The 24,850-nt window shown below is 72.9% G+C and carries 23 protein-coding genes, 1 pseudogene and 1 riboswitch; of the genes and pseudogenes, 14 read left to right on the forward strand and 10 right to left on the reverse strand.

Translation table 11 applies throughout. The features are described 5' to 3' along the window. Window positions 1–177 precede the first annotated feature (177 nt). The 4 genes from B086_RS0132175 to B086_RS0132190 all read left to right on the forward strand — a co-directional run bounded on the left by B086_RS0132175 (window position 178) and on the right by B086_RS0132190 (window position 4,660). Window positions 178–1,917, forward strand: coding sequence for an MFS transporter (locus B086_RS0132175; protein WP_018570555.1), 1,740 nt, complete (start codon window positions 178–180; stop codon window positions 1,915–1,917). A 172-nt stretch (window positions 1,918–2,089) separates the two neighbouring features. Continuing rightward, the gene (locus tag B086_RS0132180) at window positions 2,090–2,752 is read left to right on the forward strand and encodes a class I SAM-dependent methyltransferase (protein ID WP_018570556.1); all 663 of its coding nucleotides are present in this window, start codon (window positions 2,090–2,092) and stop codon (window positions 2,750–2,752) included. 10 nt (window positions 2,753–2,762) lie between these two features. After that, a complete protein-coding gene (locus B086_RS0132185; protein WP_199790799.1) occupies window positions 2,763–3,719 on the forward strand; it encodes an N-acetylmuramoyl-L-alanine amidase in 957 nt (318 codons plus the stop codon). 155 nt (window positions 3,720–3,874) lie between these two features. Further along, complete coding sequence (locus tag B086_RS0132190; RefSeq protein ID WP_199785624.1) at window positions 3,875–4,660, forward strand: hypothetical protein; 786 nt, start codon at window positions 3,875–3,877, stop codon at window positions 4,658–4,660. A 118-nt stretch (window positions 4,661–4,778) separates the two neighbouring features. Here the strand turns inward: B086_RS0132190 and B086_RS0132195 are convergent, their stop codons facing one another. Further along, window positions 4,779–5,360: a hypothetical protein gene (locus B086_RS0132195; protein ID WP_018570559.1), complete on the reverse strand. Its 582-nt coding sequence runs from the start codon at window positions 5,358–5,360 to the stop codon at window positions 4,779–4,781. 176 nt (window positions 5,361–5,536) lie between these two features. Here B086_RS0132195 and B086_RS0132200 point away from each other — a divergent pair, with 176 nt between their 5' ends. Then, on the forward strand, window positions 5,537–5,830 hold the full coding sequence (locus B086_RS0132200; RefSeq protein WP_026252980.1) for a hypothetical protein: 294 nt from the start codon (window positions 5,537–5,539) through the stop codon (window positions 5,828–5,830). A gap of 28 nt (window positions 5,831–5,858) precedes the next feature. Here B086_RS0132200 and B086_RS0132205 read toward each other — a convergent pair whose 3' ends face one another. Genes B086_RS0132205 through B086_RS0132215 form a run of 3 tightly spaced genes read right to left on the reverse strand, consistent with a single transcriptional unit; the run spans window position 5,859 to window position 9,114 of the window. Then, a complete protein-coding gene (locus tag B086_RS0132205) occupies window positions 5,859–6,929 on the reverse strand; it encodes a prenyltransferase/squalene oxidase repeat-containing protein (RefSeq protein ID WP_018570561.1) in 1,071 nt (356 codons plus the stop codon). Continuing rightward, complete coding sequence (locus B086_RS0132210; protein WP_018570562.1) at window positions 6,926–7,660, reverse strand: class I SAM-dependent methyltransferase; 735 nt, start codon at window positions 7,658–7,660, stop codon at window positions 6,926–6,928. The genes B086_RS0132205 and B086_RS0132210 overlap by 4 nt, the downstream gene beginning before the upstream one ends. Beyond that, on the reverse strand, window positions 7,654–9,114 hold the full coding sequence (locus tag B086_RS0132215) for a glycosyltransferase family 4 protein (RefSeq protein ID WP_018570563.1): 1,461 nt from the start codon (window positions 9,112–9,114) through the stop codon (window positions 7,654–7,656). Before B086_RS0132215 ends, B086_RS0132210 begins: the two co-directional genes overlap by 7 nt. A gap of 261 nt (window positions 9,115–9,375) precedes the next feature. Between B086_RS0132215 and B086_RS0132220 the strand changes: the two genes are divergently transcribed. The 7 genes from B086_RS0132220 (at window position 9,376) to B086_RS0132250 (ending at window position 17,074) form a co-directional block, all read left to right on the forward strand. Next, entirely contained in the window at window positions 9,376–10,008 is a 633-nt protein-coding gene (locus B086_RS0132220) for a TetR family transcriptional regulator (protein ID WP_018570564.1), read from the forward strand. Window positions 10,009–10,385: 377 nt separating this feature from the next. After that, window positions 10,386–10,457: riboswitch (cobalamin riboswitch) on the forward strand. 135 nt (window positions 10,458–10,592) lie between these two features. Further along, a complete protein-coding gene (locus B086_RS41340; RefSeq protein WP_018570565.1) occupies window positions 10,593–11,882 on the forward strand; it encodes a prenyltransferase/squalene oxidase repeat-containing protein in 1,290 nt (429 codons plus the stop codon). Then, window positions 11,879–12,571, forward strand: a complete 693-nt coding sequence (locus B086_RS0132230) for an SCO2322 family protein (protein WP_018570566.1) — start codon at window positions 11,879–11,881, stop codon at window positions 12,569–12,571. Before B086_RS41340 ends, B086_RS0132230 begins: the two co-directional genes overlap by 4 nt. After that, window positions 12,564–13,709, forward strand: coding sequence for a CbiQ family ECF transporter T component (locus B086_RS0132235; RefSeq protein ID WP_026252981.1), 1,146 nt, complete (start codon window positions 12,564–12,566; stop codon window positions 13,707–13,709). Before B086_RS0132230 ends, B086_RS0132235 begins: the two co-directional genes overlap by 8 nt. Then, window positions 13,706–15,436, forward strand: coding sequence for an ABC transporter ATP-binding protein (locus B086_RS0132240; protein WP_018570568.1), 1,731 nt, complete (start codon window positions 13,706–13,708; stop codon window positions 15,434–15,436). The genes B086_RS0132235 and B086_RS0132240 overlap by 4 nt, the downstream gene beginning before the upstream one ends. Then, window positions 15,433–16,311: an ECF transporter S component gene (locus B086_RS0132245; RefSeq protein WP_018570569.1), complete on the forward strand. Its 879-nt coding sequence runs from the start codon at window positions 15,433–15,435 to the stop codon at window positions 16,309–16,311. The genes B086_RS0132240 and B086_RS0132245 overlap by 4 nt, the downstream gene beginning before the upstream one ends. A 346-nt stretch (window positions 16,312–16,657) precedes the next feature. After that, window positions 16,658–17,074, forward strand: coding sequence for a transglycosylase SLT domain-containing protein (locus tag B086_RS0132250; RefSeq protein ID WP_018570570.1), 417 nt, complete (start codon window positions 16,658–16,660; stop codon window positions 17,072–17,074). 134 nt (window positions 17,075–17,208) lie between these two features. Here B086_RS0132250 and B086_RS0132255 read toward each other — a convergent pair whose 3' ends face one another. Then, on the reverse strand, window positions 17,209–19,389 hold the full coding sequence (locus B086_RS0132255) for a beta-galactosidase trimerization domain-containing protein (RefSeq protein WP_020573049.1): 2,181 nt from the start codon (window positions 19,387–19,389) through the stop codon (window positions 17,209–17,211). Between the two features lie 317 nt (window positions 19,390–19,706). After that, the gene (locus B086_RS0132260; RefSeq protein WP_018570571.1) at window positions 19,707–21,056 is read right to left on the reverse strand and encodes a hypothetical protein; all 1,350 of its coding nucleotides are present in this window, start codon (window positions 21,054–21,056) and stop codon (window positions 19,707–19,709) included. Between the two features lie 106 nt (window positions 21,057–21,162). Here B086_RS0132260 and B086_RS0132265 point away from each other — a divergent pair, with 106 nt between their 5' ends. After that, window positions 21,163–21,888 (forward strand): YoaK family protein, encoded by a 726-nt coding sequence (locus tag B086_RS0132265; RefSeq protein WP_018570572.1) that lies wholly within the window; start codon window positions 21,163–21,165, stop codon window positions 21,886–21,888. Window positions 21,889–22,638: 750 nt separating this feature from the next. Here B086_RS0132265 and B086_RS44820 read toward each other — a convergent pair. The 3 genes from B086_RS44820 to B086_RS0132270 all read right to left on the reverse strand — a co-directional run bounded on the left by B086_RS44820 (window position 22,639) and on the right by B086_RS0132270 (window position 23,873). Next, window positions 22,639–22,911 carry a hypothetical protein gene (locus B086_RS44820; protein ID WP_158690443.1) on the reverse strand — a complete coding sequence of 91 codons (273 nt, stop codon included), beginning with the start codon at window positions 22,909–22,911 and terminating at the stop codon, window positions 22,639–22,641. 115 nt (window positions 22,912–23,026) lie between these two features. Continuing rightward, entirely contained in the window at window positions 23,027–23,536 is a 510-nt protein-coding gene (locus B086_RS44825) for a hypothetical protein (RefSeq protein WP_158690444.1), read from the reverse strand. Between the two features lie 157 nt (window positions 23,537–23,693). Beyond that, entirely contained in the window at window positions 23,694–23,873 is a 180-nt protein-coding gene (locus tag B086_RS0132270; protein ID WP_018570573.1) for a hypothetical protein, read from the reverse strand. Window positions 23,874–23,886: 13 nt separating this feature from the next. Here B086_RS0132270 and B086_RS41345 point away from each other — a divergent pair. After that, a pseudogene (locus B086_RS41345) lies at window positions 23,887–24,300 on the forward strand (DUF1275 family protein); the annotation flags it as partial. Between the two features lie 40 nt (window positions 24,301–24,340). Here the strand turns inward: B086_RS41345 and B086_RS45760 are convergent. Beyond that, the gene (locus B086_RS45760; RefSeq protein ID WP_234029412.1) at window positions 24,341–24,835 is read right to left on the reverse strand and encodes a hypothetical protein; all 495 of its coding nucleotides are present in this window, start codon (window positions 24,833–24,835) and stop codon (window positions 24,341–24,343) included. Between the last annotated feature and the right edge of the window lie 15 nt (window positions 24,836–24,850).

A 24,850-nucleotide genomic window follows, 5' to 3' on the forward strand; every position in this document is an offset into this window, starting at 1 on the left:
TGCCCCGTTGCGACCGGATCGTGCCTGACTCCTAGTCAGATTCTTTCGGAACGGTCAAGAATTCGTTAGTACGCCGAAGCATCGGAATAGGTGCCCCGGCGAACGAGGTTTACCCGGCACTTATCCCGCACGGATGATCACCGAACCTTCGTTCTCAAGGCCTGGAGGCCGCCCTCAATGACGCTCACGACGACCAACCGGCCCGCCCGGAGCGCGAGCGGGGCCGTCGTCCCGGTGCTCGCCTTCGCGGGCATCGTTGTCGCGGTGATGCAGACCCTGCTCGTCCCGGTCATCAAGGACCTGCCGCTGCTGCTGGACACCTCCCCCAGCAACGCCACCTGGGTCCTGACCTCCACCCTCCTCTCCGGCGCCGTGGCCACGCCGATCATGGGCCGCCTCGGCGACCTCTACGGCAAGCGCCGGATGCTGATAGCCAGCCTCACGGTCATGGTCGCGGGCGCGCTGGTCAGCGCCTTCACAAGTGCGTTGCTCGCCATGATCGTGGGCCGTACGCTCCAGGGCTTCGCCATGGGCGCGATCCCGCTCGGCATCGGCCTGATGCGCGACATGCTGCCGCGCGAGAAGCTCGGCTCCTCGATGGCGCTGATGAGTTCCTCCATCGGCGTCGGCGGCGGCCTCGCGCTGCCCGCCGCGGCCCTCGTCGCCCAGCACACCGACTGGCACGCCCTCTTCTACGGCGCCGCCGGGCTCGGCGTCCTCGCCATCGTCCTCACCCTGCTGACCGTCCCCGAGTCGCCGATGCGCGCCGCGGGCTCCTTCGACCTGCCGGGCGCGCTCGGCCTGTCCGCGGGACTGGTGCTGTTCCTGCTGCCGATCACCAAGGGCAGTGACTGGGGCTGGTCCTCGCCCACCACGCTCGGCCTGTTCGCCGCCGCCGTCGTCGTCCTGCTGCTGTGGGGCCTGATGGAGCTGCGCAGCAAGGCCCCGCTGGTCGACCTGCGCACCACCGCCCGCCGCGAGGTGCTGCTCACCAACCTCGCCTCGATCATGGTCGGCGTCGCCTTCTACGTCGTCTCCCTGGTCCTGCCGCAGCTGCTCCAGCTCCCCACCGCCACCGGCTACGGCCTGGGCCGGTCGATGGTCGTCGCGGGCCTGTGCGTGGCCCCGCTCGGCCTGACGATGATGTTCACCGCGCCCGTCTACGCCCGGCTGTCCGCCCGCTACGGCCCCCGCACCACCCTGGTCATCGGCCTGGTGGTCATCGCGATCGGCTACGGCGGCGGCCTCGGCCTGATGGACGCGGCCTGGCAGACGGTGCTCACCTCGGTGATGCTGGGCGCCGGCATCGGTCTCGCCTACTCCTCGCTGCCCGCGCTGATCGTCGGCGCGGTCCCGGCCGCCGAGACCGGCGCGGCCAACGGCCTGAACACGCTGATGCGCTCCATCGGCACCTCGGTCTCCAGCGCCGTGATCGGCATGGTGCTGGCCAACACCGCCCACCAGGTGAACGGCGTGGCCGTGCCCACCATGCACGGCTTCCGCGTCTCCTTCCTGATCGCCACCGCCGCCGTCGCCGTCGGCCTGGTGCTCGCCCTGTGCGTGCCCCGGCCCGCCCGCTCCACCGCCCCGCAACTGCGCGCCAGCAGCGAGGAGGACGCGAACCTGGCCCGCGCGCAGGAGGCGCTGGGCGGCTTCCGCGGCCGGGTCCTGGACGCCGCCGGCGCCCCGGTCGCCCGCGCCAAGGTCACGCTGATCGACCGGCACGGCCGCCAGGCCGGTGCCACCCTCTCCTCGGCCGACGGCAGCTACGCCCTCGCGGTCCCGGCCCGGGGACCGTACGTCCTGGCCGCCCGCGCCACCGGCCACGGCCCGCACGCCGCCTCGGCCACCCACACCGGCGACGACCGCCCGGTCGACCTCGACCTGGCCCTGCCGGGCGAGACGGTCAGCGCCTGACGTCCCGACCGGGACCGTCCGGCCGGTACTGCCCCGGCCGGGACCGCCCGGACCGGACCGCCCGAGCCGCCCGCCGCACGCACACCACCGCACCCGCTGTCGCCCGCCCGGCAGCGGGTGCGGCAGCATGGGCGCCCGGCACGCCGTACGTACGACCGGAAGGACCCGCCGCATGACCGCGGTACCGAAGCCCGACATCCTGGCCGCGTTCGAGGCCGCGAAGGGGTTCATGCCCACGGACGAGGGGCTGGCGCTGTACGCGGCGGCGGCGGACGCCGGGCGGCTCGGGCTGCCGCTGCTGGAGGTCGGCACGTACTGCGGGCGCTCCACGGTGCTGCTCGCCGACGCGGCGCGGCAGGCGGGAGTCACCGCGCTCACCGTCGACCACCACCGGGGCAGCGAGGAGCAGCAGCCCGGCTGGGACTACCACGACCCGGAGACGGTCGACCCGGAGATCGGCCTGATGGACACGCTGCCCGCGTTCCGGCGCACGCTGCACCGGGCCGGTCTGGAGGAGCACGTGGTGGCGCTCGTCGGCCGCTCGCCGCAGATCGCCGCGCTGTGGAACACCCCGCTCGGGCTGGTCTTCGTCGACGGCGGGCACACCGACGAGCACGCCGGTGCCGACTACGCGGGCTGGGCCCCGCACCTGGCGGCGAGCGGGCTGCTCGTCCTCCACGACGTGTTCCCGGAACCCGAGGACGAGTTCACCGGGCAGGCGCCGTACCGCGTGTATCTGCGGGCGCTGGAGTCCGGGGAGTTCACCGAGGTCTCGGCGACGGGCTCGCTGCGCGTCCTGCGGCGGACCGGCGCGAGCGCCCCGGCGCGCGGTTAGAGTCGCAGCCGTGTCGTACGCAGACCCAGGCCCCCGGAGCCCGCACCCGGACCGGCCCGAGCCCCCCGGGCGCCCCGGCCGTTCGCGCCGTACACCCGTCGTGCTGCTCACCGCGCTGGTGTGCGGCGGGCTGCTGGGCTGGCTCGGGTACGAGGCGGTGGGCGCGCCGGACGACGGCTCCGCCGCCTCTCCCCCGGCCTCCGCCTCCCCCGCCTCCCCCGCCGCCCCGGGTGCGCCGTCCGGCTCCCCCGGTCCGTCGTCCGAGGACGGCAAGGGATCCGGCGCGGGCACCCTCGCGGGCAAGGTCGTCGTCATCGACCCGGGCCACAATCCCGGCAACTTCCGCCACACGTCGCAGATCAACCGCCCGGTGGACATCGGCACCGACCGCAAGGAGTGCGACACCACGGGCACGTCCACCAACGACGGCTACGCCGAGGCTCGGTTCACGCTGGACGTGGCGCACCGGCTGCGCACGCTGCTCCAGCGGCAGGGCGTCACGGTGAAGCTGACCCACGACGACGGCTCCCCGGACTGGGGGCCGTGCGTGGACGAGCGCGCCCGGATCGGCAACAGCGCGCACGCGGACGCGGCGCTCTCGATCCACGCCGACGGCGCCGCCCCCGGCGACCGCGGCTTCCACGTGATCCTCCCGGCGGCCGTGCACGGCGGCGCCGCCGACACCCGCCCGATCGCGGCCGCCTCCGAGGTCCTGGGGGAACACGTCGCGGACGGCTTCCGGCGGAGCACCGGCGAACCGCCGTCCAACTACCTCGGCGGCGGCACCGGACTCGTCACGCGGAAGGACCTCGGGGGTCTCAATCTGTCAACGGTTCCCAAGGTGTTCATCGAGTGCGGCAACATGCGCGACCGCACCGACGCGGCCCTGCTGACCAGCGGAAGCTGGCGGCAGAAGGCGGCGGAGGGGTTGTCTGAGGGAATCGTGAGTTTCCTGCGCGGGTCGTGATCCGCACCCCGTTCCCGGCGGACAGGCGCGCCGGACGGACGATAGTGTCACCCGTACGATGAGGGGCCACCCCCGCGCTTCACCCCAGGACCCGGTACCGGCGGCCTGCCGAAGCGACGCCTCTGACCCGCGACAAGACGACTGAAGGACCTGAAGTGAATATCCGCTCCCTCACTCGGGGCGACGGCGTGGTGATCGGAGCAGCGGTGTTGCTGTTCATCGCGTCGTTCCTCCACACGTACGACAACTACCTCGCCACCAACGCCTGGGACGGGCTCGGTCTGGGGCTCGGCATCTACATGGGCGGGGTGATCGGTGCGGTCCTGGTCGTCGTGCAGCGCTGCCTGCCCCAGCCCCGCAAGGTGGCCGGTCTGGAACTGGGCACGGTCGGCGCGGGGTTCACGGTGCTCGTGGCGTGGATCCTGTTCTGGGACCTGGTGGACACGCCCAGCACGGTCGGCGCGGGCGCGGGCCTGATCCTCGGCTTCATCGCGTCCCTGGTCATGGCGGGCGCGGTGATCGCCACCCCGCTGGTCCCGGCGCTCCAGGCCCCGCTGGTCTCGGCGCCCAAGCCGGTCGCCCCGGGCCCGTACGGCGGCCAGCCGCAGGCCGGTTACGGCTACCCGGGCGCCCAGCCCCAGCCGTACGGCGGGCAGCCGCAGGGCGGCGGTCCGTCCTTCGGCGGGCAGCCGCAGCCGGGCCAGCCCGCTCCCGCCCCGGCGGCCGCCGGTCAGCAGACTCCGGCCTTCTCGCCGTTCTGGTTCGCGGTGCCCGCGCCGCGTCCGCTGTTCGGCGAGGACGGTTCGTCCGCGCCGATCGCCGAGCTGGCGCCGGGCGTCTGGTACCTGGCCGTCGAGCAGCGCGGCCAGGGCCTGCTGACCGAGATGCAGGACGGCCGCCGCGGTGTCCTCCAGGACGCCTCGAACATCCAGCGCGGCTGATCCGCGCCACCGCGCCACCACTCTTCACGGCTCCACGGCCCCACAGCCCCATGGCCGTACGGCCCCCGTCCGGACTCCGGGCGGGGGCCGTCGCCGTTCGCGCGAGCGTACGGGCGGCTCAGGAGCCGGACTTGGCGCCCTGCCGCAGCTCGGACGGCGTGGGCACCTTGTCCTTGACGGGCGCGCCCGCGCCCTTGCCCGCGTCCTTCACCTTGTTGATGGTGTCGTTGAAGCTGCTCGCGGCCGAACCGTCGCCCTTGCGGAGCTTGGCCGGGAGGTCCTTGAGCCCGGCGATGGCCGACTCCAGCGGGGCCAGCGCCTTGGAGAGGGTCGGGTCGCCCTTGGCGTTGCGCTCGGCCGCCTTCAGCCGGTTGTAGGTGAACGCACCGGCCAGGGCCGCCTTGACGAGCGTCGTCCTGCGGTGCTTGGCGCCCTTCTTGAACTTGCCTTCCTTGTACGGTTTCACGATCCACTGGTAGGTCGCGCCGGCCGCGAGGCCCGCGTTCGCCACGAACCGGGTCTTGGCGAACTTCTGCCGCTCGGCGGGGGTGCTCGGGCTGGGCGTGGGGGCGGCGACCGCGACGCTGGGGACGGTCTGCCGCCCGTCGCCCTGGCCCGCCGCCCACACGGGGGTGGAACCGGCGAGCAGGGCGCAGCAGAGGGTGAGCGCCACGGTGAGGCGCCGTATCGGTACGGGCACGGTGTCCTCCGAAAGGTGTTGCTCCGGGTCTCGGATACTCCAGAGGTCCGTGTGAACCACGGCATACCCGATGAAACACGCCATACCTGTCGAAACACGGCACGGAGGGTGCGTACGCCGTGACGACGTGTGCGCGCGGGAGGTTTCAAGCGGCCACGCGCGGCCAGACGCTTGGCATGTCCCCTCGATATCGCACGGGTTCCGGCTCCGCCGGGACGGTCATCGCGGTGGTCGCCGATGTCATGGCCGTCATCCTCGGACTGTGGATCCTGATGTACCTGCTGGACGCGAACCGGGCCAACGACCTGGTGCGGTTCATCCATGGAGCGGCCGACTGGCTCGCCGGCTGGTCGCGTGACCTGTTCACCTTCGACGAGGCGTGGGCCCGGGTGGTCGCGGGCTACGGCCTGGCCGCGGTCGTGTACCTGTTCATCGGGCACGCCGTGGCCAACCGGCTGCACCGCGGCTGACGCGGCCTCGGCGGCCCGCCGGAGCGCGTCAGCCGCAGCAGTCGGGTTCCAGTCCCCTGGGCGGGCCGTCCTGCGCGAAGACCGTGCAGGTGGGCTCGTGGCCGCCGAGCGCGGCGACCGCGAGGAGCAGCGAACCGGCCGTCCACGTGGTCAGTTCGCGCGGCCATATGGCGTCGTCCTCGAAGACGTAGCCGGTCCAGTACAGGCCGCTGTCCGCATCGCGCAGGTGCTGGATGGACTGGAGGACGTCGAGCGCGCGGTCGGACTCGCCCACCGCCCAGAGGGTGAGGGCGAGTTCGGCCGACTCGCCGCCGGTCACCCACGGGTTGGGCACCACGCAGCGCACCCCGAGGCCGGGCACCACGAAGCGGTCCCAGCCGGCCTCGATGCGCGCCTTGGCCTCGGCGCCGGTGACCGCGCCGCCGAGCACCGGGTAGTACCAGTCCATCGAGTAGCGGTCCTTGTCCAGGAACCGCTCCGGGTGCCTGCGGATCGCGTGCCGCAGCGCACCGGCCGCCAACTCCCAGTCGGGCTGCGGCTCTTCGCGCTGCTCGGCGATGGCCAGCGCGCAGCACAGCGCGTGGTGGACGGAGGCGGAGCCGGTCAGCAGCGCGTCCGCGGTGGCCGTTCCGTCGTCGTCGCGCTTCCAGCCGATCTGGCCGCCCGGCTGCTGGAGGCGCAGCACGAACTCGACGGCCGCGTACACCACGGGCCACATGCGGTCCAGGAAGGTGTCGTCGCCGGTGGACAGGTAGTGGTGCCAGACGCCGACGGCCACATAGGCGACGAAGTTGGTCTCCCGGTGGCGGCCGGTGACGTCGTCGTGGGCGCCGTCCGCGTAGGCGGCGTACCAGGAGCCGTCGGGGAGCTGGTGACGGGCCAGCCAGTCGTAGGCCCGCGCGGCGGCCTCGTGCTCGCCCGCCGCGTCCAGCGCCATGGCGGCCTCGGTGTGGTCCCACGGGTCGAGGTGGTGGCCGCGGAACCACGGGATGGCCCCGTCCTCCCGCTGGACGGCGAGGAGCCCGGCCACGGTGGCGGCGGCCTGCCCGGCGGTGAGGACCCCGGGCAGGACGAGGTGTTCTGTCCGGGGCGTGGTCACTTGGCGTCCGCCCGGGGCAGATGGGGCTTGGTCGCGTACGCCACGAAGCTCTTGCCGATCAGCGGGTTCAGCGCCTGCTCGGCGACCCGGGTGGCCAGCGGCTTCTTCATGATGTCCCAGACCAGCAGCTTGTGGTACGCCTTCACCGGGAGCACCTGGTCGTTGTCGACGCCGAAGGCGCACTTGAGCCACCAGTACGGCGAGTGCAGGGCGTGCGCGTGGTGCGTGCCGTACGGCTTGAGCCCGGCCTCGCGGATCTTGCCGAGCAGTTCGTCCGCCTTGTAGATGCGGATGTGGCCGCCCTCGACCTCGTGGTAGGCGTCGGACAGGGTCCAGCAGACCTTCTCGGGGCCGTAGCGCGGCACGGTGACCGCGATCCGGCCGCCCGGCCGCAGGATGCGCACCATCTCGGCGAGGACGCCCTTGTCGTCGTGGATGTGCTCCATCACCTCGGAGATGATGACGACGTCGAAGGACTCGTCGGGGAAGGGCAGCGCGAGGGCGTCGCCCCGCAGGGCGGTGGCGGTGGCCCCGGCGGGTGCCTCGCCGGCCTCCTTCATCGCCGCGAACCACTTGGCGACCTCGCTGATCTCCTCGGCGTTCTGGTCGAGGGCCACCACCCGGGCGCCGCGCCGGTAGCACTCGAACGCGTGCCGTCCGGCGCCGCAGCCGAGGTCGAGGACGCGGTCGCCCGGCGCGAGCGGGAACCGGGAGAAGTCGACGGTCAGCACGTTGCCCTGCTTTCGTATGCGTCTGCTGCTTCTGCGGCTGGTGCGGCTGCGGTCGCGGCGGGTGCGTCCGGCGCGGGTGCGTCCGCCGCGGGCACGGCGGCCGCCGGTGCGGGGCGGCGGCGCGCGGCCGCTCCCGCGGGGCGGGCGGCGTCCGCGATGGCCTCGCGGTAGCGGGCGACGGTGCCCTCGGCGGCGCGGGCCCAGGTGAAGTGCCGCAGCACGCGCTCGCGTCCGGCGGCGCCGAGCCGCGCCCGCAGGCCCGGGTCGCCCAGCAGCCGGACCAGCCCGGCGGCCAGGGCCTCCGCGTCGCCCGGCGGCACGGCGAGGCAGGTCTCGCCGTCCCGGCCCGCCACCTCGGGGATCGCGCCGCCGGTCGTGGCCAGCAGCGGGGTCCCGGTGGCCATGGCCTCGGCGGCGGGCAGCGAGAAGCCCTCGTAGAGCGAGGGCACGCAGGCGACCTCGGCCGAGCGGACCAGGTCGACCAGTTCGGCGTCGGAGATGCCCTTGACGAACTCGACGGCGTCCTGGAGGCCGTAGCGCTCCACGGCCCGCGCGACCGGGCCCTCGGACGGCCGCTTGCCGACCACGACCAGATGGGCGCCGGGGTGCTCGGCGCGGACCTTGGCCAGCGCCTCCACCAGGAAGACCAGGCCCTTGAGCGGCACATCGGCGCTGGAGGTGGTGACGATCCGGCCGCTCACCCGGGCCACGGACGGGTCGGGCGAGAACAGGCCGGTGTCGGCGCCGATGTGCACCACGTGGATGCGGTCGGGGCGGACACCGAGGTGGTCGACGATCTCCTGCCGGGAGGTGCCGGAGACGGTGAGCACGGACGGCAGACGGCGCGCCACCCGCTTCTGCATCCGGGTGAAGGCGTACCAGCGGCGCACCGACCACTGCCGCTGCCGGGTGGCCGCCGCGTCCAGCTCCAGCCGCCGGTCCACGGTGATGGGGTGGTGGACGGTGGTGACCAGCGGGGCGCCGACGTCGCCGAGGAGTCCGTAGCCGAGGGTCTGGTTGTCGTGGACGACGTCGAACTCGCCGCGCCGGGCGCGCAGATGGCGGCGGGCGCGCAGCGAGAACGTCAGCGGCTCGGGGAAGCCGCCGGTCCACATGGTGGCGACCTCCAGCGCGTCGATCCAGTCGCGGTACTCGCCGCGGCCGGGGGTGCGGAAGGGGTCGGGCTGGCGGTAGAGGTCGAGGCTGGGCAGCTCGGTCAGGCGCAGCGCGCCCGCGTAGTCCTCGTTCTCGTCCAGGACGGGGTAGGGCTGGGAGCCGATCACCTCGACGCGGTGGCCGAGGCGGGCCAGTTCGCGCGAGAGATGGCGGACGTAGACGCCCTGGCCGCCGCAGAACGGGTTCCCCTTGTAGGTGAGGAGCGCGATCCTGAGCGGTCGCCCGCCGTCCGCGGCGAGATCCGCCGGGGAGCCTGCCTGACTGGCCTCAGCGGTCACTCTGGGCCCCCTTCTGACTGCACCGCCGCGAGATTACGCCGGGACGCTAATCTAGAACAAGTTTCAGACTTGATCGTTCCGGAGGCTCCGAATCTACCGGCAGGTAGCCGCGCTGTGAGCGGGGGACCGGGTGATTCGCGCCACGGCTCGCGAACGCCCCGCCTCTCGCACACCGGCCGGACGCCCTGCCACGCTGTCCGACCACCGGGCCCGCCGGCTCCACCGGCCCACGGCCCCACCGACTGCCACGGAGTGCGACCCATGCCCGCGCAAGCCCGTATCTCCCGGCCGGCCGCGCCGCCGCTCACCGAGCGGCAGGAGGCGCGCCGCCGCCGCATCCTGCGCGCCAGCGCGCGCCTGGCCTGCCGGGGCGGGTTCGACGCGGTGCAGATGCGGGAGGTCGCGGAGTCCTCCGAGGTGGCGCTCGGCACGCTCTACCGCTACTTCCCGTCCAAGGTGCATCTGCTGGTCGCCACCATGCAGGACCAGCTGGAGCGGCTGCACGGCACGCTGCGCAAGCGGCCACCGGCGGGCGAGCGGGCCGCCGAGCGGGTGGCGGAGACGCTGATGCGGGCGTTCTTCGCGCTCCAGAGCGAGCCCGACCTCGCGGACGCGATGGTGCGCGCGCTGACCTTCGCCGACCGCAGCGTGAGCCCCGAGGTCGACCAGGTCTCCCGGCAGACCACGGCGATCATCCTGGACGCCATGGGCCAGGACGACCCGACGCCCGAGCAGCTCTCCGCCGTGCGCGTCATCGAGCACACCTGGCTCTCGGCGCTGATCACCTGGCTCTCGGGCCGGGCCTCCATCGCGCAGGTGAAGGCGGACATCGACACGGTGTGCCGCCTGATCGACCTGACGGAGGGCGCCCCCGGGAGCGGTGGCGGGCGGTAGAAGACCCGAGAAAAGAGGGTATTTTTCCCCTTCCGCCCCTTGTATCGGGCAGCAGCCGTTCTATGCTGATAAGTGCCTGCGAGACGAGTGAGGGAGTCCCACCGGCGTAGCCGACTCGGGCGAGATGCTGCGGTATCCGCCGGGGCCGACGTCGACGGTAGGGCTGAGAGGCCGAAGGTCCAGTGAGCAGGACGGACCGGACGGCGACCCCCATCACCTGATCCGGACCATACCGGCGAAGGGAACCCGTCTCGTAGGTCTTTTGTCTCTCCGGGGCCCCGCCGGTACGGCTCCGTGCCACGGCCGCCCCACAGCCGCCCCGCAGCCGCTCCGGACGGGGCCGGTAGAGTGGCCCGGTCGTTTCACGCCTGTCCTGGGGGAAGCCGGTGCAATTCCGGCGCTGACCCGCAACCGTGACCCCTCCCCTCCCGGGAGCGGGGAGCCGGACCGCCCCGGACCCGTGCGTGACCGGCTCGCGTGCGCCGGCGGTCCGCCGGTGCACGGCACCGTCGAGGGATACGGAGCCGAGCCGCCGGGGTCGCCCGCGCTGTCCGGCTCCCCGCAGGGAGAGGCTTCCGCCGATCATGAACATCCGCCGCAGCGCAGCGGCCCTGGCCGCCGTCGCCGTCGCCGTGATCGGTGCCCCGGTGCAGTCCGCCGCCGCCGACACCGCCCCGCCCGCCTCCGCCGCGCCCAAGCTCCCGGCGGCGCTGTACGGCAAGACCGATCCGCAGTACGACGGCGTCTGGCGGCAGTCCCTGGCGCTGCTCGCCCAGCACACCGCGGGCGTACGGCCCGCCGCCGAGGCCGTGGACTGGCTGGCCGGGCAGCAGTGCGCCAGCGGCGGCTTCGCGCCCTTCCGCGCCGACACCTCCCGTGCCTGCGACGCCAAGACCGCCGTGGACACCAACGGCACGGCCGCCGCCGTCCAGGCCCTCACCACGCTCGGCGGCCACGAGGCCGTCACCGGCAAGGCGGTGGCCTGGCTGAAGTCCGTGCAGAACAAGGACGGCGGCTGGGGCTATATGCCCGGCGGGGCCAGTGACACCAACTCGACCTCGGTCGTCGTCGGCGCCCTCACCGCCGCCGGTGACCAGCCCGCGTCCGTCCTCAAGGACGGCAACTCCCCCTACGACGCCCTGCTGAAGCTGGCCCTGCCGTGCTCCGGCACGGGCGACGGCGCGGGCGCGTTCGCCTTCCAGCCGGACAAGCAGGGCAAGCTCGCCGCCAACGCGGACGCGACCGCCGCCGGTGTCGTCGGCATCCTCGGCAAGGGCCTGGTCGCGTCCGCCGCCAAGGACGGCGGCGCGGCCCGCTGCTCCGAGGCCGGACCCGCCCCCGAGCGGGCCGCCGCCAACGGCGCCGCCTACCTCACCCGCGCCGTCGCCAAGGACGGCCACCTCACCTCCGCGCTGCCCGGCGCCGACCCGCAGCCCGACTACGGCAACACCGCCGACACGGTCGTGGCGCTGGCCGCGCAGGGCGGCGCCGCACAGGCCCGCAAGCCGCTGGAGTGGCTGGAGAAGAACGCCGGGACCTGGGCGGCGCAGAGCGGTCCGGCCGCCTACGCCCAGCTGATCTTCGCCGCGCACGCCACCGGCACCGACCCGCGCGCCTTCGGCGGCACCGACCTGGTCAAGGCGCTGAACGCCACCGGCCCGGCGCCGCAGCAGTCCGCCGACGGCAAGAGCCAGGGCACGACGGCCCCGGCGGACAAGGCAGACCAGACGGGTAAGGCTGATAAGGCGGATAAGGACAGCGGCTCTTCGCACACCGTCTGGTGGGTCGTCGGCGGTGTCGTCGTGGTCCTCGTGATCGCCGCCGTCGCCTGGTCGGTCCTGCGCGGGCGCGGCGGCGCGGGGCAGCGGTCGTGACGTACCGCCTCCCGCGCATCCTGCCCGTGCTGCTGGCCGCCGTGTTCCTGCTGGCGGCGGGCGGCGCCCCAGCGCAGGCGGCCGGGTACCGCTACTGGTCCTTCTGGGACCGCGAGGGCGGGAAGTGGACGTACGCCACCCAGGGGCCGTCCACGGCGCGCCCCGCCGACGGGGACGTGCAGGGTTTCCGGTTCGCGGTGAGCCAGGACTCCCAGGACGCGGCCCAGCCGCGCGGGACGGCCGGCTTCGCCGCCATCTGCTCGGGCACCGAGGCCCGCGGCGGTGACAAGCGGGTCGCGCTGGTCCTGGACTTCGGTGTCGCGGCGGACGCGCCCTCCGGCGAGCATCCGCCCGCGCCGCGCACGGCCTGCGCCCGGGTGCCGTCCGACGCCACCACGGCCGAGGCCCTGGCGGCCGTCGCCAAGCCGCTGCGCTACAACACCGACGCGCTGCTCTGCGCGATCTCCGGCTATCCGCACCAGGGCTGCGGCGAGCAGGTCGCCGCGGACGGCGGCGACCGGGCCGACCAGGGGCAGGGCAAGGACAAGGACAAGGGCGCGGACAGCTCGGCCGCCGCCAAGGACAGTGACGGCGGCGGCCCCTCGGTGGGTCTGCTCGCGGGCGGCGCCGTGGTCGTGGTCCTCGCCGGGGCGGCCGTGTGGCAGGCCCGGCGGCGCAGGAATGCCTAGCAGCAGCCGTACGGCCGGTGCGCCCGCGCGCCGGTCCGGCCCGCGGGTGCACGCGGGCGCCTGGTGGCTGTGGGCGCTGGCGCTGGGCACCGGCGCCACCCGCACCACCAACCCGCTGCTGCTCGCGCTGCTCCTCACGGTCTCCGGCTACGTCGTCGTGACCTGCCGCCCGCGCACCCCCTCGGCCCGCTCCTACACCGCCTTCCTGCGGCTGGCGCTGGCCGTCCTGGTCATCCGGCTGTTCTTCGCGGTCGTCCTGGGCTCGCCCATCCCCGGCACCCATGTGCTGGTCACCCTGCCCGAGGTGCCGCTGCCGCACTGGGCGCAGGGCATCCGGCTGGGCGGCCGGGTCACGGCCGAGGGGCTGCTGTTCGCGCTGTACGACGGGCTGAAGCTGGCCGCGCTGCTGATCTGCGTGGGCGCGGCCAACGCGCTGGCCGCTCCCGCCCGGCTGCTCAAGTCGCTGCCGGGCGCCCTGTACGAGACGGGTGTGGCCGTCGTCGTCGCGCTCACCTTCGCCCCGCATCTGGTGGCCGACGGGCGCAGGCTGCGGGCCGCGCGGCGGCTGCGCGGGCGTCCCGACCGGGGGGTGCGCGGGCTGCTGCACGTCGGACTGCCGGTGCTGGAGGGGGCGTTGGAGCGTTCGGTGGCGCTGGCCGCCGCGATGGACGCCCGGGGCTACGGCCGTACCGCCGAGGTGCCGCCCGCCGTGCGCCGTACCACCGCCGCGCTCACCCTGGGCGGGCTGCTCGGAGTCTGCGCGGGCACGTACGGGCTGCTCACCGCGGCGGGCGGCAGCTACGGCCTCCCGGTGCTGCTGGCCGGGCTCGGCGCCGCGCTCGGCGGACTCTGGCTGGGCGGGCGGCGCTCGGTGCGCACCCGCTACCGGCCCGACACCTGGAACGCCCGGTCCTGTCTGGTGGCCGCCTCGGGCGTGGCCGTGGCCGCGCTGCTGACGCTGGCCGCCGCCCGCGACCCGGAGGCCCTGCATCCCGGGGTGGTCCCGCTGGTCGCCCCCGGTCTGCCGCTGTGGCCGGCGGCGGCCGTCCTGCTCGGTCTGGTCCCCGCGTTCGTCGCGCCCACCGGCACCGCCGCCCGCGAGGAGCCGGGCCCCCGCGCCCGCGAGGAGTCGCCGTGATCCGTTTCGAGGATGTCTCCGTACGGTACGAGGGGACCGCCGAACCCACCGTCAGCGGCGTGGACTTCGAGGTGCCCGAGGGCGAACTCGTGCTGCTGGTCGGCCCGTCGGGCGTCGGCAAGTCCACCGTGCTGGGCGCGGTGAGCGGTCTGGTGCCGCACTTCACCGGCGGCACCCTGCGCGGCCGGGTCACCGTGGCGGGCCGCGACACCCACGTCCACAAGCCGCGAGAGCTGGCCGACGTCGTCGGCACGGTCGGCCAGGACCCGCTGTCCCACTTCGTCACCGACACGGTGGAGGACGAACTCGCCTACGGCATGGAGTCGCTGGGCCTCGCCCCGGCCGTGATGCGCCGCCGGGTGGAGGAGACCCTCGATCTGCTGGGCCTGGCCGCGCTGCGGGACCGGCCCATCGCCACGCTCTCCGGCGGCCAGCAGCAGCGGGTCGCGATCGGCTCGGTGCTCACCCCGCACCCCAAGGTGCTGGTCCTGGACGAGCCGACCTCGGCGCTCGACCCGGCCGCCGCCGAGGAGGTGCTGGCCGTCCTCCAGCGGATCGTGCACGACCTCGGCACCACGGTCCTGATGGCCGAGCACCGCCTCGAACGCGTCGTGCAGTACGCCGACCGGGTCGTCCTGCTGCCCGCGCCGGGCGCCGCCCCGCTGCTGGGCGCCCCGGCCGAGGTGATGGCCGTCTCGCCGGTGGTCCCGCCGGTGGTGGACCTGGGGCGGCTGGCCGGCTGGTCGCCGCTGCCGCTGACCGTGCGCGACGCCCGGCGCCGCGCGGCGGACCTGCGCACCCGGCTGACCGGCCGCGCGCCCGCGCCCGCGCCGCTCCCGGCCACGGCACCGCCCGGCGCGCCCCCGCCCGTACCGCACACCCCCGCCGGACGGCCGGGGCTGCGCACGCTCCTGCGCGGACGCGCGGCGGGCGGTGCCACGGCCGCCGCTGCCCCGGGGGCGTCCGGCGGCGCCCCCCTGGTCGCCGAGATCCGCGCCCTGGGCGTCCGCCGCGACGGCGTGCAGGCGCTGCGCGACGTCGACCTGGCCGTCGCCCCCGGCGAGACCGTCGCGCTCATGGGCCGCAACGGCGCCGGCAAGTCCACACTGCTCGGCTCGCTGGTCGGCCTGGTGGAGCCGCGCACCGGGCAGGTCCGGGTGGGCGGCGCCGTCCCGCACCGCACCGCGCCCCGCGAGCTGGTGCGCCGGGTCGGCCTGGTCCCGCAGGAGCCGCGCGACCTGCTGTACGCGGACACGGTCGCCGCCGAGTGCGCGGCCGCCGACCGGGACGCGCAGGCGGCGCCCGGCACCTGCCGGGCCCTGGTCGAGGAGCTGCTGCCCGGTGTCGGCGACACCACCCACCCGCGCGATCTGTCCGAGGGCCAGCGCCTCGCGCTCGCCCTCGCGGTGGTGCTGGCCGCGCGCCCGCCGCTGCTGCTCCTGGACGAGCCGACCCGGGGCCTGGACTACGGCGCGAAGGCCCGGCTGGTCGCCGTGCTGCGCGCGCTGGCCGCCGAGGGCCACGCGATCGTGCTGGCCACGCACGACGTGGAGCTGGCCGCCGACCTGGCGCACCGCGTGGTGCTGCTCGCCGAGGGCGAGGTGATCGCGGACGGCCCGATGGCCGAGGTGGTCGTCTCCTCCCCTTCTTACGCCCCGCAGGTCGCCAAGATCCTCGCCCCGCAGCGGTGGCTCACCGTCTCCCAGGTCCGCGAGGCGCTGGCATGACCGCGCCCGCCTCCGCGCCCACACCCACCGCGCCCGCGCCGGACCCCGCCGCCCGGCCCGCCCGCCGGGTGCGCGCCGTCCGCTTCGGGCCGCGCTCGGTGGCCGCGCTCGCCCTGGTCAGCGCGGTCGGGGTGGCCGCGTTCACCTGGCCGTTCCTGGCGCCGCCGACCGCCCAGGTGAACGCGCACGCCGAGGACGCGCCCTGGCTGTTCGCGGGACTGCTCGTCCTGCTGGTGGCGGTCGTCGCGGCGACGATCTCCGAGTCGGGCCTCGGCCCCAAGGCGGTCGCGATGCTCGGGGTGCTGGCCGCGACCGGGGCGGCGCTGCGCCCGATCGGCGCCGGTACGGCGGGCCTGGAGCCGATGTTCTTCCTGATGGTGCTGAGCGGGCGCGTGCTCGGGCCGGGCTTCGGGTACGTGCTGGGCTCGGTGACGATGTTCGCGTCCGCGCTGCTCACCGGTGGGGTGGGGCCGTGGATGCCGTTCCAGATGCTGGCGATGGGCTGGTTCACCATGGGCGCGGGCCTGCTGCCGGGCCCGGACCGGCTGCGCGGGCGGGCGGAGCTGCTGGTGCTGGGCCTGTACGGCTTCGTCGCCGCGTTCGCCTACGGCACGGTCATGAACCTCGCGGGCTGGCCCTTCATGGGCACCCTCGCCTCCTCCATCTCCTTCGACCCGCACGCCGCGATCGGCGCGAACCTGGCCCGTTTCACCGCGTACTGCCTGGCCACCTCGCTGGGCTGGGACCTGGGCCGGGCCGTGGTGACCGTGGTGCTGACGCTGGCGGTCGGCCCGGCGGTGCTGCGGGCGCTGCGCCGGGCCACCCGGCGGGCCGCCTTCGAGACGCCGGTCACCTTCGAGGGCCCCGGCCGGTGAACCGTCGGTGAGGCCCGCCGAGCCCACCGTGACCGGACCGGTGAGGCGCCCCACATGACCCAGGTCACCTACGAAGCGGGGCCGTAGCTCGATTTGGCTGTCATGTACCCGGCTTTACGCGCGTCCACCTGGGCATTGAGACGCCGCTCACACGAGTCCGGATCATCCCTGATGCGACGACCACTAGTAAAAGGGGTGGTTGCGCCCGGTTTTCCGGGCTGCTTCTCTGGACGACGTCGCCAGGAGCCGACGGTCCCCCCGGGGGTCGCGGCACCGGGCAGCCCCTCCCCCGCTTCCGCGGGCTCCGGCCGCCGGCGATTCCTGTCCCCGACGTAAGAGGTTCTCCGTGTCCGTCTCCTTCATCCGCCGCATCGCCACTCCGAAGAAGGCCCTCTCCACCGCCGCCGTGGCCGCCGCCACCGTCGGTATGGCCCTCACCTCGGCCCCCGCGCACGCGGCCACCCCCGCTTCGGGTGCCGACGCCAGGTCGATCGCGCGCCAGATGATCCCGGACGCCGCCCAGTTCAACGCTTTCAGCAACATCGTCAACCACGAGAGCAGCTGGAACGTCCACGCCACCAACTCCTCCTCCGGTGCCTACGGCCTGGTCCAGGCGCTCCCGGCCTCGAAGATGTCCTCGGCCGGCGCGGACTGGAAGACCAACCCCAAGACCCAGATCAAGTGGGGTCTGGACTACATGAACTCCCGCTACGGCAGCCCGGCCGCCGCCTGGAACTTCTGGCAGGCCAACGGCTGGTACTGAGCCACAGCCCCCTGATGCGGCGACCGGCCCGGCAGGTGCGATCCACCTGACCCGCGCCCCCGCACGGCAGTCGTGAAGGCGGCGGCCCCGATCCCCGGGCCGCCGCCTTCGCCATGCCCGGGGGCCGGAGCCCCTCAGCCGGTCACGGCGGCGGTGGTGAAGGCGAGCAGGGCGTACTGCGCGACGGTCACCTCCGCCGTGACCGCGTCCCCCGTGACCTGCCAGGACACCGGGCGCGCATCGGGCGACGGCCCGTCCGGGGAGCTGACCGTGACGGCGGTCACCCGGCGCCCCGCGGGCACGGTGAGCCGGACCGTGCAGGTGGCGGGCCTGGTCTTGAAGGCGGCCGGGGTGTCGCCGAAGCAGGTGAAGTTCACCAGCTGCACCAGCGTCTCGTCGCCGAGCCGGCTCAGCTCCAGGTGGATGCGCGGATCCCCGGTGAGCCCCACGGCGGGCGGCGCGGCGGCCCGCACCGGCCCGAGCAGCCGATCGGCGGTGGCCTGGTCGGTCTTGCCCAGGTACCGCAGTCCGGCGAGATCCTTCACGTAGTGGCAGGCGCCCGCCCCGACGGCGTGCTCGCGGGTCTCGGGCTGCGGGTCGGCGGCGCCGAAGCCGAGCACGTCGGCGAGCGCGTACTCGGTGCGCGCGGTGCCGTACTCGGTCAGCGAGGTGGGCGCGGGCCCGGTGACGACGAGGGTCCCGCCGCCCGTCACATACTCGCGCAGCACCGCCGCCTCCGCGTCGGAGACGGCCTGGAGGTACGGCAGCAGCAGCACCCGGTAGCGGGCCAGGTCGGCGGCGGTGAGGCCGGGGCTCGGCACGGTGTCGAACGGGATCTGGGCGCGCACCAGCGCCTTGACCGTGCCGCGGAACTCCCCGAGCCAGGGATGGTTCAGACAGCTCTCCTCCGCGTAGTTCTCGCTCCACCACTCCTCGACACCGGCCGGCGGCTTCGTGTTGACGTACATGCCGCTGCCGTCGCGCGGGGCGGTGAAGTCGCGGCTGGCGGAGGAGTGGTAGAGGCCGACCTCGGCGCCGCGCTCCGCGTCGAACAGCCGCTCCCGGTGGGCGGCGGCGAAGCCGTACACGCGGGTGCGGGTGGGCAGGTCGGCGCTGTCCGACTTGAAGGGCGTCTTCACCTCGTACGGGTTGCATCCGGCGGCCAGCACCTCGGCGAGCACCAGGGAGGCGTCGTCGGCCTTCCAGCCGTAGGAGAACGCCCAGGCGGGCTTGGTGCCGCTGGCCGCCCGCGCGTACTTGTACATGGAGATCAGACAGATCCAGTCGTCGGCGGTGGCGTGGCGCATGCCGTCGTAGTTGCCGAGGATGTCCACCTCCCAGACGTGACTGGCGCTCTCGGCGGTGCGCAGCAGGGCGCCGTCCAGGCCGATGGTGGTGGCGTAGTCGTAGTCCATGGTGACGGTCTCGACGAAGGTGACCAGGTCCGGGTTGGCGGAGCGGCCGGCCGCCGCGATGTCGAGCTGCCACTGGTTGAGGTTGTGGTGGCGCCAGTCGACGTACCGCCGGAAGACCGGGTCCTTGAAGTCGGGCTTGACGGGCATCGGCAGGCCGGTGTCCCCGGTGAACGCGGCCGTCGCCCAGGAGGAGGTGTCGCACCAGCTCAGCGCCCCGTCGAAGTAGATCGGCACATCCGGCCAGATCGCGTCCACGCCGGTCGCGGCGATCTTCTTGACGCGGCCCAGGTAGTAGTCGCGCCAGGGCGAGTTGGGGCTGAGCCAGCAGCTCTCGTCGCCGGGGTCCACCCAGACGACAAGGCTGCCGTAGAACACGTTGGGCTGCCCGCTGAGGTCGCGCTGCACCCAGGAGGCGCCCTCGGCGGTCTTGTAGAACGAGGGGCCCTTCTCGCCGCCCACGCTGATCAGTTCGAGGGACGGGTAGTACATGACGACCCGCATCCCGGCGGTGTGGGCGAGTTCCGAGAAGCTGTGGATCTTGCCCAGGTGCTGGGTGAACTCGGCGTCGGTCAGCCAGTTCGACAGGATCGTGTCGACCTCGATCACGCTGACGTTCTGCTTCTTCAGCGCGTCGATGACCGGCCGCATGTCGCGGGCGGGGTCGGCGTCGTCGTCGAAGGTGGCGTCCGCGATCCGGGCGTGCCGGGCCCACTCGGGGAAGGCGGCGGGCGTGAGCCGGGCGGCGGCCCCGGCAGGCCGCAGCGGTACGCCGGGGCCGCCGGTCGGATCCGGCTGCCGTCCCGCCCGGCCGGGCAGCAGCCGGACCGCGGCCGCCGCCCCGCCCGCCGCGAGCGAGCCGCGCAGCAGCGCTCTCCGTGTCAGTCCCCGTCGTTCGCGCATGGCTGTCCCCTTCCGCCGCACCCGGGTTCGAGGCCGTGGTGGATGGCCGCGCTTCCGCCTCCGGGGCGGCCGAGGCAGCACACTGCCCGAGCGCGGCGCGGCGGCGGGAGGGCGTTCACGGACAACGGCGATACGGCGCGAACGCGCGCCCGGAGGGGCGGCTACCGGCGGCGGTGAGCTGTGCGACGCCCCACCGGCCCCCGGTGCCCCACGAGCACCGCGGCCGGTGTTCCGCTCCGGCGCCCCCGTCCGGTTCCGCACCACGCCGGGGCCCCGGCCGGTGGCCCGAACACCCACCGTCGCACCGCACCCCCCGGTCAGCCGTTATGGCGGGTGCGGGCCGCCTCCAGCGCGCCGAACCACCGGGCGACCTTGGGCAGCGCCGCGAACACCGACCCGTTGTGGTCGACGTCCCCCTGGTTCATCACCGGCGCCGTCACCCCGTGCCCGGCCAGGGCGCGGGCGCAGCTGCGGGCGTTGCCGATGGGGACGTCGGTGTCGGCGTTCCCGGCGTACAGCCGCACCGGCGCGGCCGGCTTCCAGTCGCAGGAGCCGTCGTTGGCGACGAGCGCAGCCAGCAGGCCGCCGCCGGGGCGGGCGAGCCGGGCGTAGAAGTCGTCGGTGACCAGCTCGCGCACGGTGGGCGCGAGCTGCGGGATGACCTCCTCCTCGGTGTGCCGCCCGTCGAAGAGGGCTTCGACGCGGTCGGCGTAGGGCGCCCGGAATACCTCGGCGGGGTCCCGGTAGATCGGGTGCAGGCGGTTCTGCGCGACGAGGAAGTAGGCGAGGTAGAACACCCCGCTGACGTCGTTGACCCGGCCGTCGGTGAGCGCGGGGATCTCCTGGCCCGTCAGGTCGTACGGGCCGCTGACCGGGGCCAGCGCGCGCACCCTGAAGCGCCGGTCGGCACCGTCGACGCCGTCGGAGCCGTCAGCGCCGTTCTGGAGCGCCCGGCCGAGCGCCATCGCGACCTGGCCGCCCTGCGAGAACCCGGTCAGATACACGTCCCCGGTGAGGGTCCGCCCCAGCCGGGCCGTCGCGGTGCGGGCCGCCCGCAGCATGTCCACCGAGGCGGTGACCGCCGAGCGCGTGTCCATGTACGGGTGGACGCCCGGCCCCTTGCCGAGGCCGAGGTAGTCGGGCGCGGCGACCGCGTGCCCGGCCGAGCCGAACAGATAGGACTGCGCCCGGTTGTCCTCCGCCACGGACGGCGCGTACTCCCTGTCGACCATGGTCCCGTGGGTGTCCGACACCAGACTCAGCCGCCGCCCGCCGCCCTCGGGCAGGGTGAGCAGTCCGGTGGCGGTGGTGGGGCGGCCGTACGGGTCGACGGTGCGGTACGTCAGCCGGTACGCGCGCACGCCGTACCGCACGGTGCCGGTGTCCATCGGCAGCGCGGCCAGATACCGCACGACTCCGGCCCGGCTGTGGGCGGCGACCGGGACGACGGAGAGGAGCGCGCCGCGGGCGCGGGCGCGGTCGGCCGAAGCCACCGTGGCGGTCCGGGCGTGGCCGGTTGCGGCCGTCGCGGCGGGGGCGGCGGCGAGGGCGGCGAGGAGGAGGGCGGCGGAGGCGGCGAGGGCGCGGTGGGTGCGGTGGGTGCGGTGGGTGCGCGGGGCGCGCCAACGGGACTGCGGGACTCGGCTGTTGCCGGTGTGCGTCGTCATGTCCAGGACGCTACGGACACGCGGGGCACCCGGGACATCCGAGACTCCCCCGCCTGCGTGGTGGACTTGGCGACACCCCTGACCGTGCAGGTGACCGGAGGTTTCGATGACAACGGAGGGCGCGCGGGACGCGGAGCCGGACAACGGTGACGGCGGTGGCGACGGTGGCGAGGACCGTGAGAGCCGGGGGCTGCGGCTCGTACCGGTCCTGCTGGGGCTGACCGTGGTGAGCGGCATCATCGACGCGGTCAGCTATCTGGGGCTCGGGCACGTCTTCACGGCCAACATGACCGGCAACGTGGTCGTCCTCGGCTTCGCCGCCGCCGGGGCGCCCGGCTTCTCGGTGCCGCACACCCTGACCTCGCTGGTCTGCTTCCTGGTGGGCGCGGTGACCGGCGGCCGGGTCGCGGTCCGCTACGGCGACGGCTCGCGCCGCACCTGGGCGCGGGTGACGCTGGCGGCGGAGGCGGCCCTGGTCGGCGTCTCGGCGGTGGTGGCGTTCACCGTGCCGGACGCCACGACCACCACCTACGCGCTGATCGCCCTCACCGCCTTCGCGATGGGCCTGCGCAACGCCACCGTCCGCAAACTGGGCATCCCCGACCTGACCACCACGGTCCTGACGATGACCCTGACGGGCCTCGCCTCCGACTCCCGGGCAGGCGGCGGCTCCGGCCACCACTCCCCCCGCCGCACCGCCTCGGTCCTCGCCATGCTGGCCGGCGCGACCCTGGGCGCCTGGCTGGTCGTCCACCACGACCTGGCCGCCCCCCTGCTGATCGCCGCACTGGCGGCGGGGGTGCTGGCGGCGGTCGCTTCGGGACGGGAGTGAGGCCTGAGCAAGAATCTGAGGTCGGTGCATGCGCCGGACACTTCACACCCGCCACAACACCCCTCGGACGACCCGGTCAAATATTTCACGTTTTTCGTAGGCTCCGGCACCTTGGAGCATCCAGAAGTAGCTGCTGAGTTAAGAGCATCAAGCCGTTCTGGGCGGTTCCGGATCCTGCGACGGCGAAACCGAATCCGCCCGGCTATTGATCTCCAAATTCCGGCCTGGCTGGGTGTCTACTTGAGTGTCGCGAGCTGGCCACTGTCACCGTATTCGCTCCAGAGCACAGTACGTCCATCCACGACACCAGCCCAAAGAGTTGTAGTGCATCCATCATCGAAGCGGAGGAGAACTTCACTTCGCTGGCGCCCCCTGTCGCTTCTCCATGTCCCGGCTCCATCTTTTTCCCGAACGCCGTCTCGTGAGCAGCTGAAATATTCCAGCATGAGTCGGCTTGCCGTGAACTTCGCACCCTGCTGCAGATCAAGGGTGCCAGCACCCCTCTTCCACGTACGCGCGAGGGAAGCGGCTGACACGAAGCGACCCGCCGGATACTTTTCATAATCCGTTGATGCATAGCATCCGGACACGATCAGGACAACAACGGGGACAAGCGCCACAAAATGAGGAAATTTGCGATGACATTGCACCCTTTGATCCAACTTTGACATTTATTCCCCTAGCGCCCGACAACCGAGCCGCGCTCACCAGTCAATCTAGAACGCTATATTCACCGCAGCAGTGCCGCGTCTAGTAGATTACCGTCCGGAAGGTGATCGTCATATGGTGCGAGGTAAGTGCGTGCCCAAATACCGCCTCGCCATTTCGCATACCGATATTTCCCGGCAGGGCGAATCGTTTGACTCCGAGGAGTGGAGTGGAATATTGGGCCGCCAAATCGTACCAGGCATGCAGCGATTCAGGCAGGCCCGTGCAACCGGCTGCTTCTTCGGCAGGCAGGTCCGGCTGTCCATACCAGTCAGCGATGAACCGAGGAAGACTGATAGACGCAAGATCGATCACCGATTCATTATCACACAGTCAAGAAGTCGCGGCCAATATCCGAGTCAACCCACTTCTCGCCACTGGTAAGCGCGATCTCTTCGCCGATCAGATACTTGGCGATATCTCTCGGGTTTCATTCAAGGCCATCACGGAGAGACCGCAAGAATTCCAAGAATCCACGTGCCACAACTTGTAGTTCAGATTTTCCCACCTCGTAAGCGGCACCCAGAAGGGAGCCGCCTGCGAGTCGGATCACCGCTCCCGTTCGCCGATCGATGGCAAACAATGCGCCGCCGCCGTCGGATCCGAATACGACGATCGGCGTGTCCGGCGGACCGCTCACACATGTCGGCTGAGCGCCCCGCAGACCACTCACCACTTCCTCTGCTTCTTGAATGAAGAACCCTGGTCCGACATCGGGAAGAGAGACACACGCCACATACGAGTAGAATTCGATCAGATTCCTCGCGCTTCGGTCGCACAGAATCGCCGCGAGCGCGTCGCGGCTGCTGCGGTCAGTCGAGCGGGCTACGTAGTGTTCGCCCGGCGGATATCCATGCCTTGCCTCGAACTCCGCAACAAATCGCGGGACGAGGGATGACATTTCGTCGAGCCACACCTCGATGCTCGCTTCAGAACTCATATCCTCCGCTTCCTCAAGGCCGTCCACGACACCGACCCCGGCCCCGGCGACTTCCCCCGCGTGCTTGAACCAGCCGCACCCACAGATCACTCGTCGCGGGCGAGGTCCGGCACGCCCTCGACCGACGCCGGATCGTCGATCGACCGCGCCAGCCCGACTACTGGGCCGCGGCTGCGGTCACGCGTACGGCGGTGAGTGCCCGGCGGGCCAGGGGGCCGAAGTCCTCGCCGGTGCCGGTGCCGGTGTCCGTGTCGGTGTCCGCGCCCGTGTCGGTGCCGGTGTCGATCCACTGATCGTAGGCGATCTCCCAGACGAGTGCGCCCAGTTTCGCGGCCACGCGGGCGGTCGGGGCCGGGGTGCCCGGCTTCTCCGTGCCGCACCCCCTGACCTCGCTGGTCTGCTTCCTGGTCGGCGTCTCGGCGGTGGTGGCGTTCACCGTCCCGGACGCCACCACCACCACCTACGCGCTGATCGCCCTCACCGCCTTCGCGATGGGCCTGCGCAACGCCACCGTCCGCAAACTGGGCATCCCCGACCTGACCACCACGGTCCTGACGATGACCCTGACGGGCCTCGCCTCCGACTCCCGGGCAGGCGGCGGCACCGGCCACCACTCCCCCCGCCGCACCGCCTCNGTCCTCGCCATGCTGGCCGGCGCGACCCTGGGCGCCTGGCTGGTCGTCCACCACGACCTGGCCGCCCCCCTGCTGATCGCCGCACTGGCGGCGGGGGCGCTGGCGATGGTCGCTTCGGGACGGGAGTGAGGCGCCGGCCATGTCCTCGGTATCGGGGAAGCGCCGGTACTCACGAGATCTCAGAGCTATCCCCAGGAAGCCGCAGTCCCACTTCCATCGCCAGCGAACGCACGCTCGGGTTGCGGGCAAGAGAGGGGTGCGCGTCGACTCTGGTCGACAGCTCATCGCGAATAAATTCACTCCCGGCCGTCACGAAATCAGCAACAGAACAGAACAGTTGCCCCTCCATGTAAGTTGGCGTGACACGAAGATCATCACCCTCGAACTCGAAACTGATGAACTCGTCGTTCTCGGTGAAGTCGATCCGCCCGAGCGCATCTCCGCCTTGCGCAAAAATCATCACCTGCTGGATGCAACAGAAAGCGTCGAACAGCGGAACCCAACCCCATGGCGGCCCCATCTCCTTGCCGGAAACAGAGATCGAGAGCCTTCCGAGGAAGTAGTACCACCTCAGGTCAGCCTTGGAAACGACACTCAGATCATCACCGACAATCCATTCCCTTCCGTGTTTTGAATATTCGACATTCGAGAACGAAATATTCACCGGCCGCTCACCACT

Source organism: Streptomyces sp. PsTaAH-124 (assembly GCF_000373685.1).
GTDB lineage: Bacteria > Actinomycetota > Actinomycetes > Streptomycetales > Streptomycetaceae > Streptomyces > Streptomyces andamanensis.

Coding starts and splice junctions, on each gene's coding strand:
- B086_RS0132175 (WP_018570555.1), top strand. CDS start 178: ATGACGCTCACGACGACCAACCGGCCCGCCCGGAGCGCGAGCGGGGCC.
- B086_RS0132260 (WP_018570571.1), bottom strand. CDS start 21,056: ATGACGACGCACACCGGCAACAGCCGAGTCCCGCAGTCCCGTTGGCGC.
- B086_RS44825 (WP_158690444.1), bottom strand. CDS start 23,536: ATGAGTTCTGAAGCGAGCATCGAGGTGTGGCTCGACGAAATGTCATCC.
- B086_RS0132200 (WP_026252980.1), top strand. CDS start 5,537: ATGTCCCCTCGATATCGCACGGGTTCCGGCTCCGCCGGGACGGTCATC.
- B086_RS0132255 (WP_020573049.1), bottom strand. CDS start 19,389: ATGCGCGAACGACGGGGACTGACACGGAGAGCGCTGCTGCGCGGCTCG.
- B086_RS0132180 (WP_018570556.1), top strand. CDS start 2,090: ATGACCGCGGTACCGAAGCCCGACATCCTGGCCGCGTTCGAGGCCGCG.
- B086_RS41340 (WP_018570565.1), top strand. CDS start 10,593: ATGAACATCCGCCGCAGCGCAGCGGCCCTGGCCGCCGTCGCCGTCGCC.
- B086_RS0132265 (WP_018570572.1), top strand. CDS start 21,163: ATGACAACGGAGGGCGCGCGGGACGCGGAGCCGGACAACGGTGACGGC.
- B086_RS0132245 (WP_018570569.1), top strand. CDS start 15,433: ATGACCGCGCCCGCCTCCGCGCCCACACCCACCGCGCCCGCGCCGGAC.
- B086_RS0132235 (WP_026252981.1), top strand. CDS start 12,564: ATGCCTAGCAGCAGCCGTACGGCCGGTGCGCCCGCGCGCCGGTCCGGC.
- B086_RS0132220 (WP_018570564.1), top strand. CDS start 9,376: ATGCCCGCGCAAGCCCGTATCTCCCGGCCGGCCGCGCCGCCGCTCACC.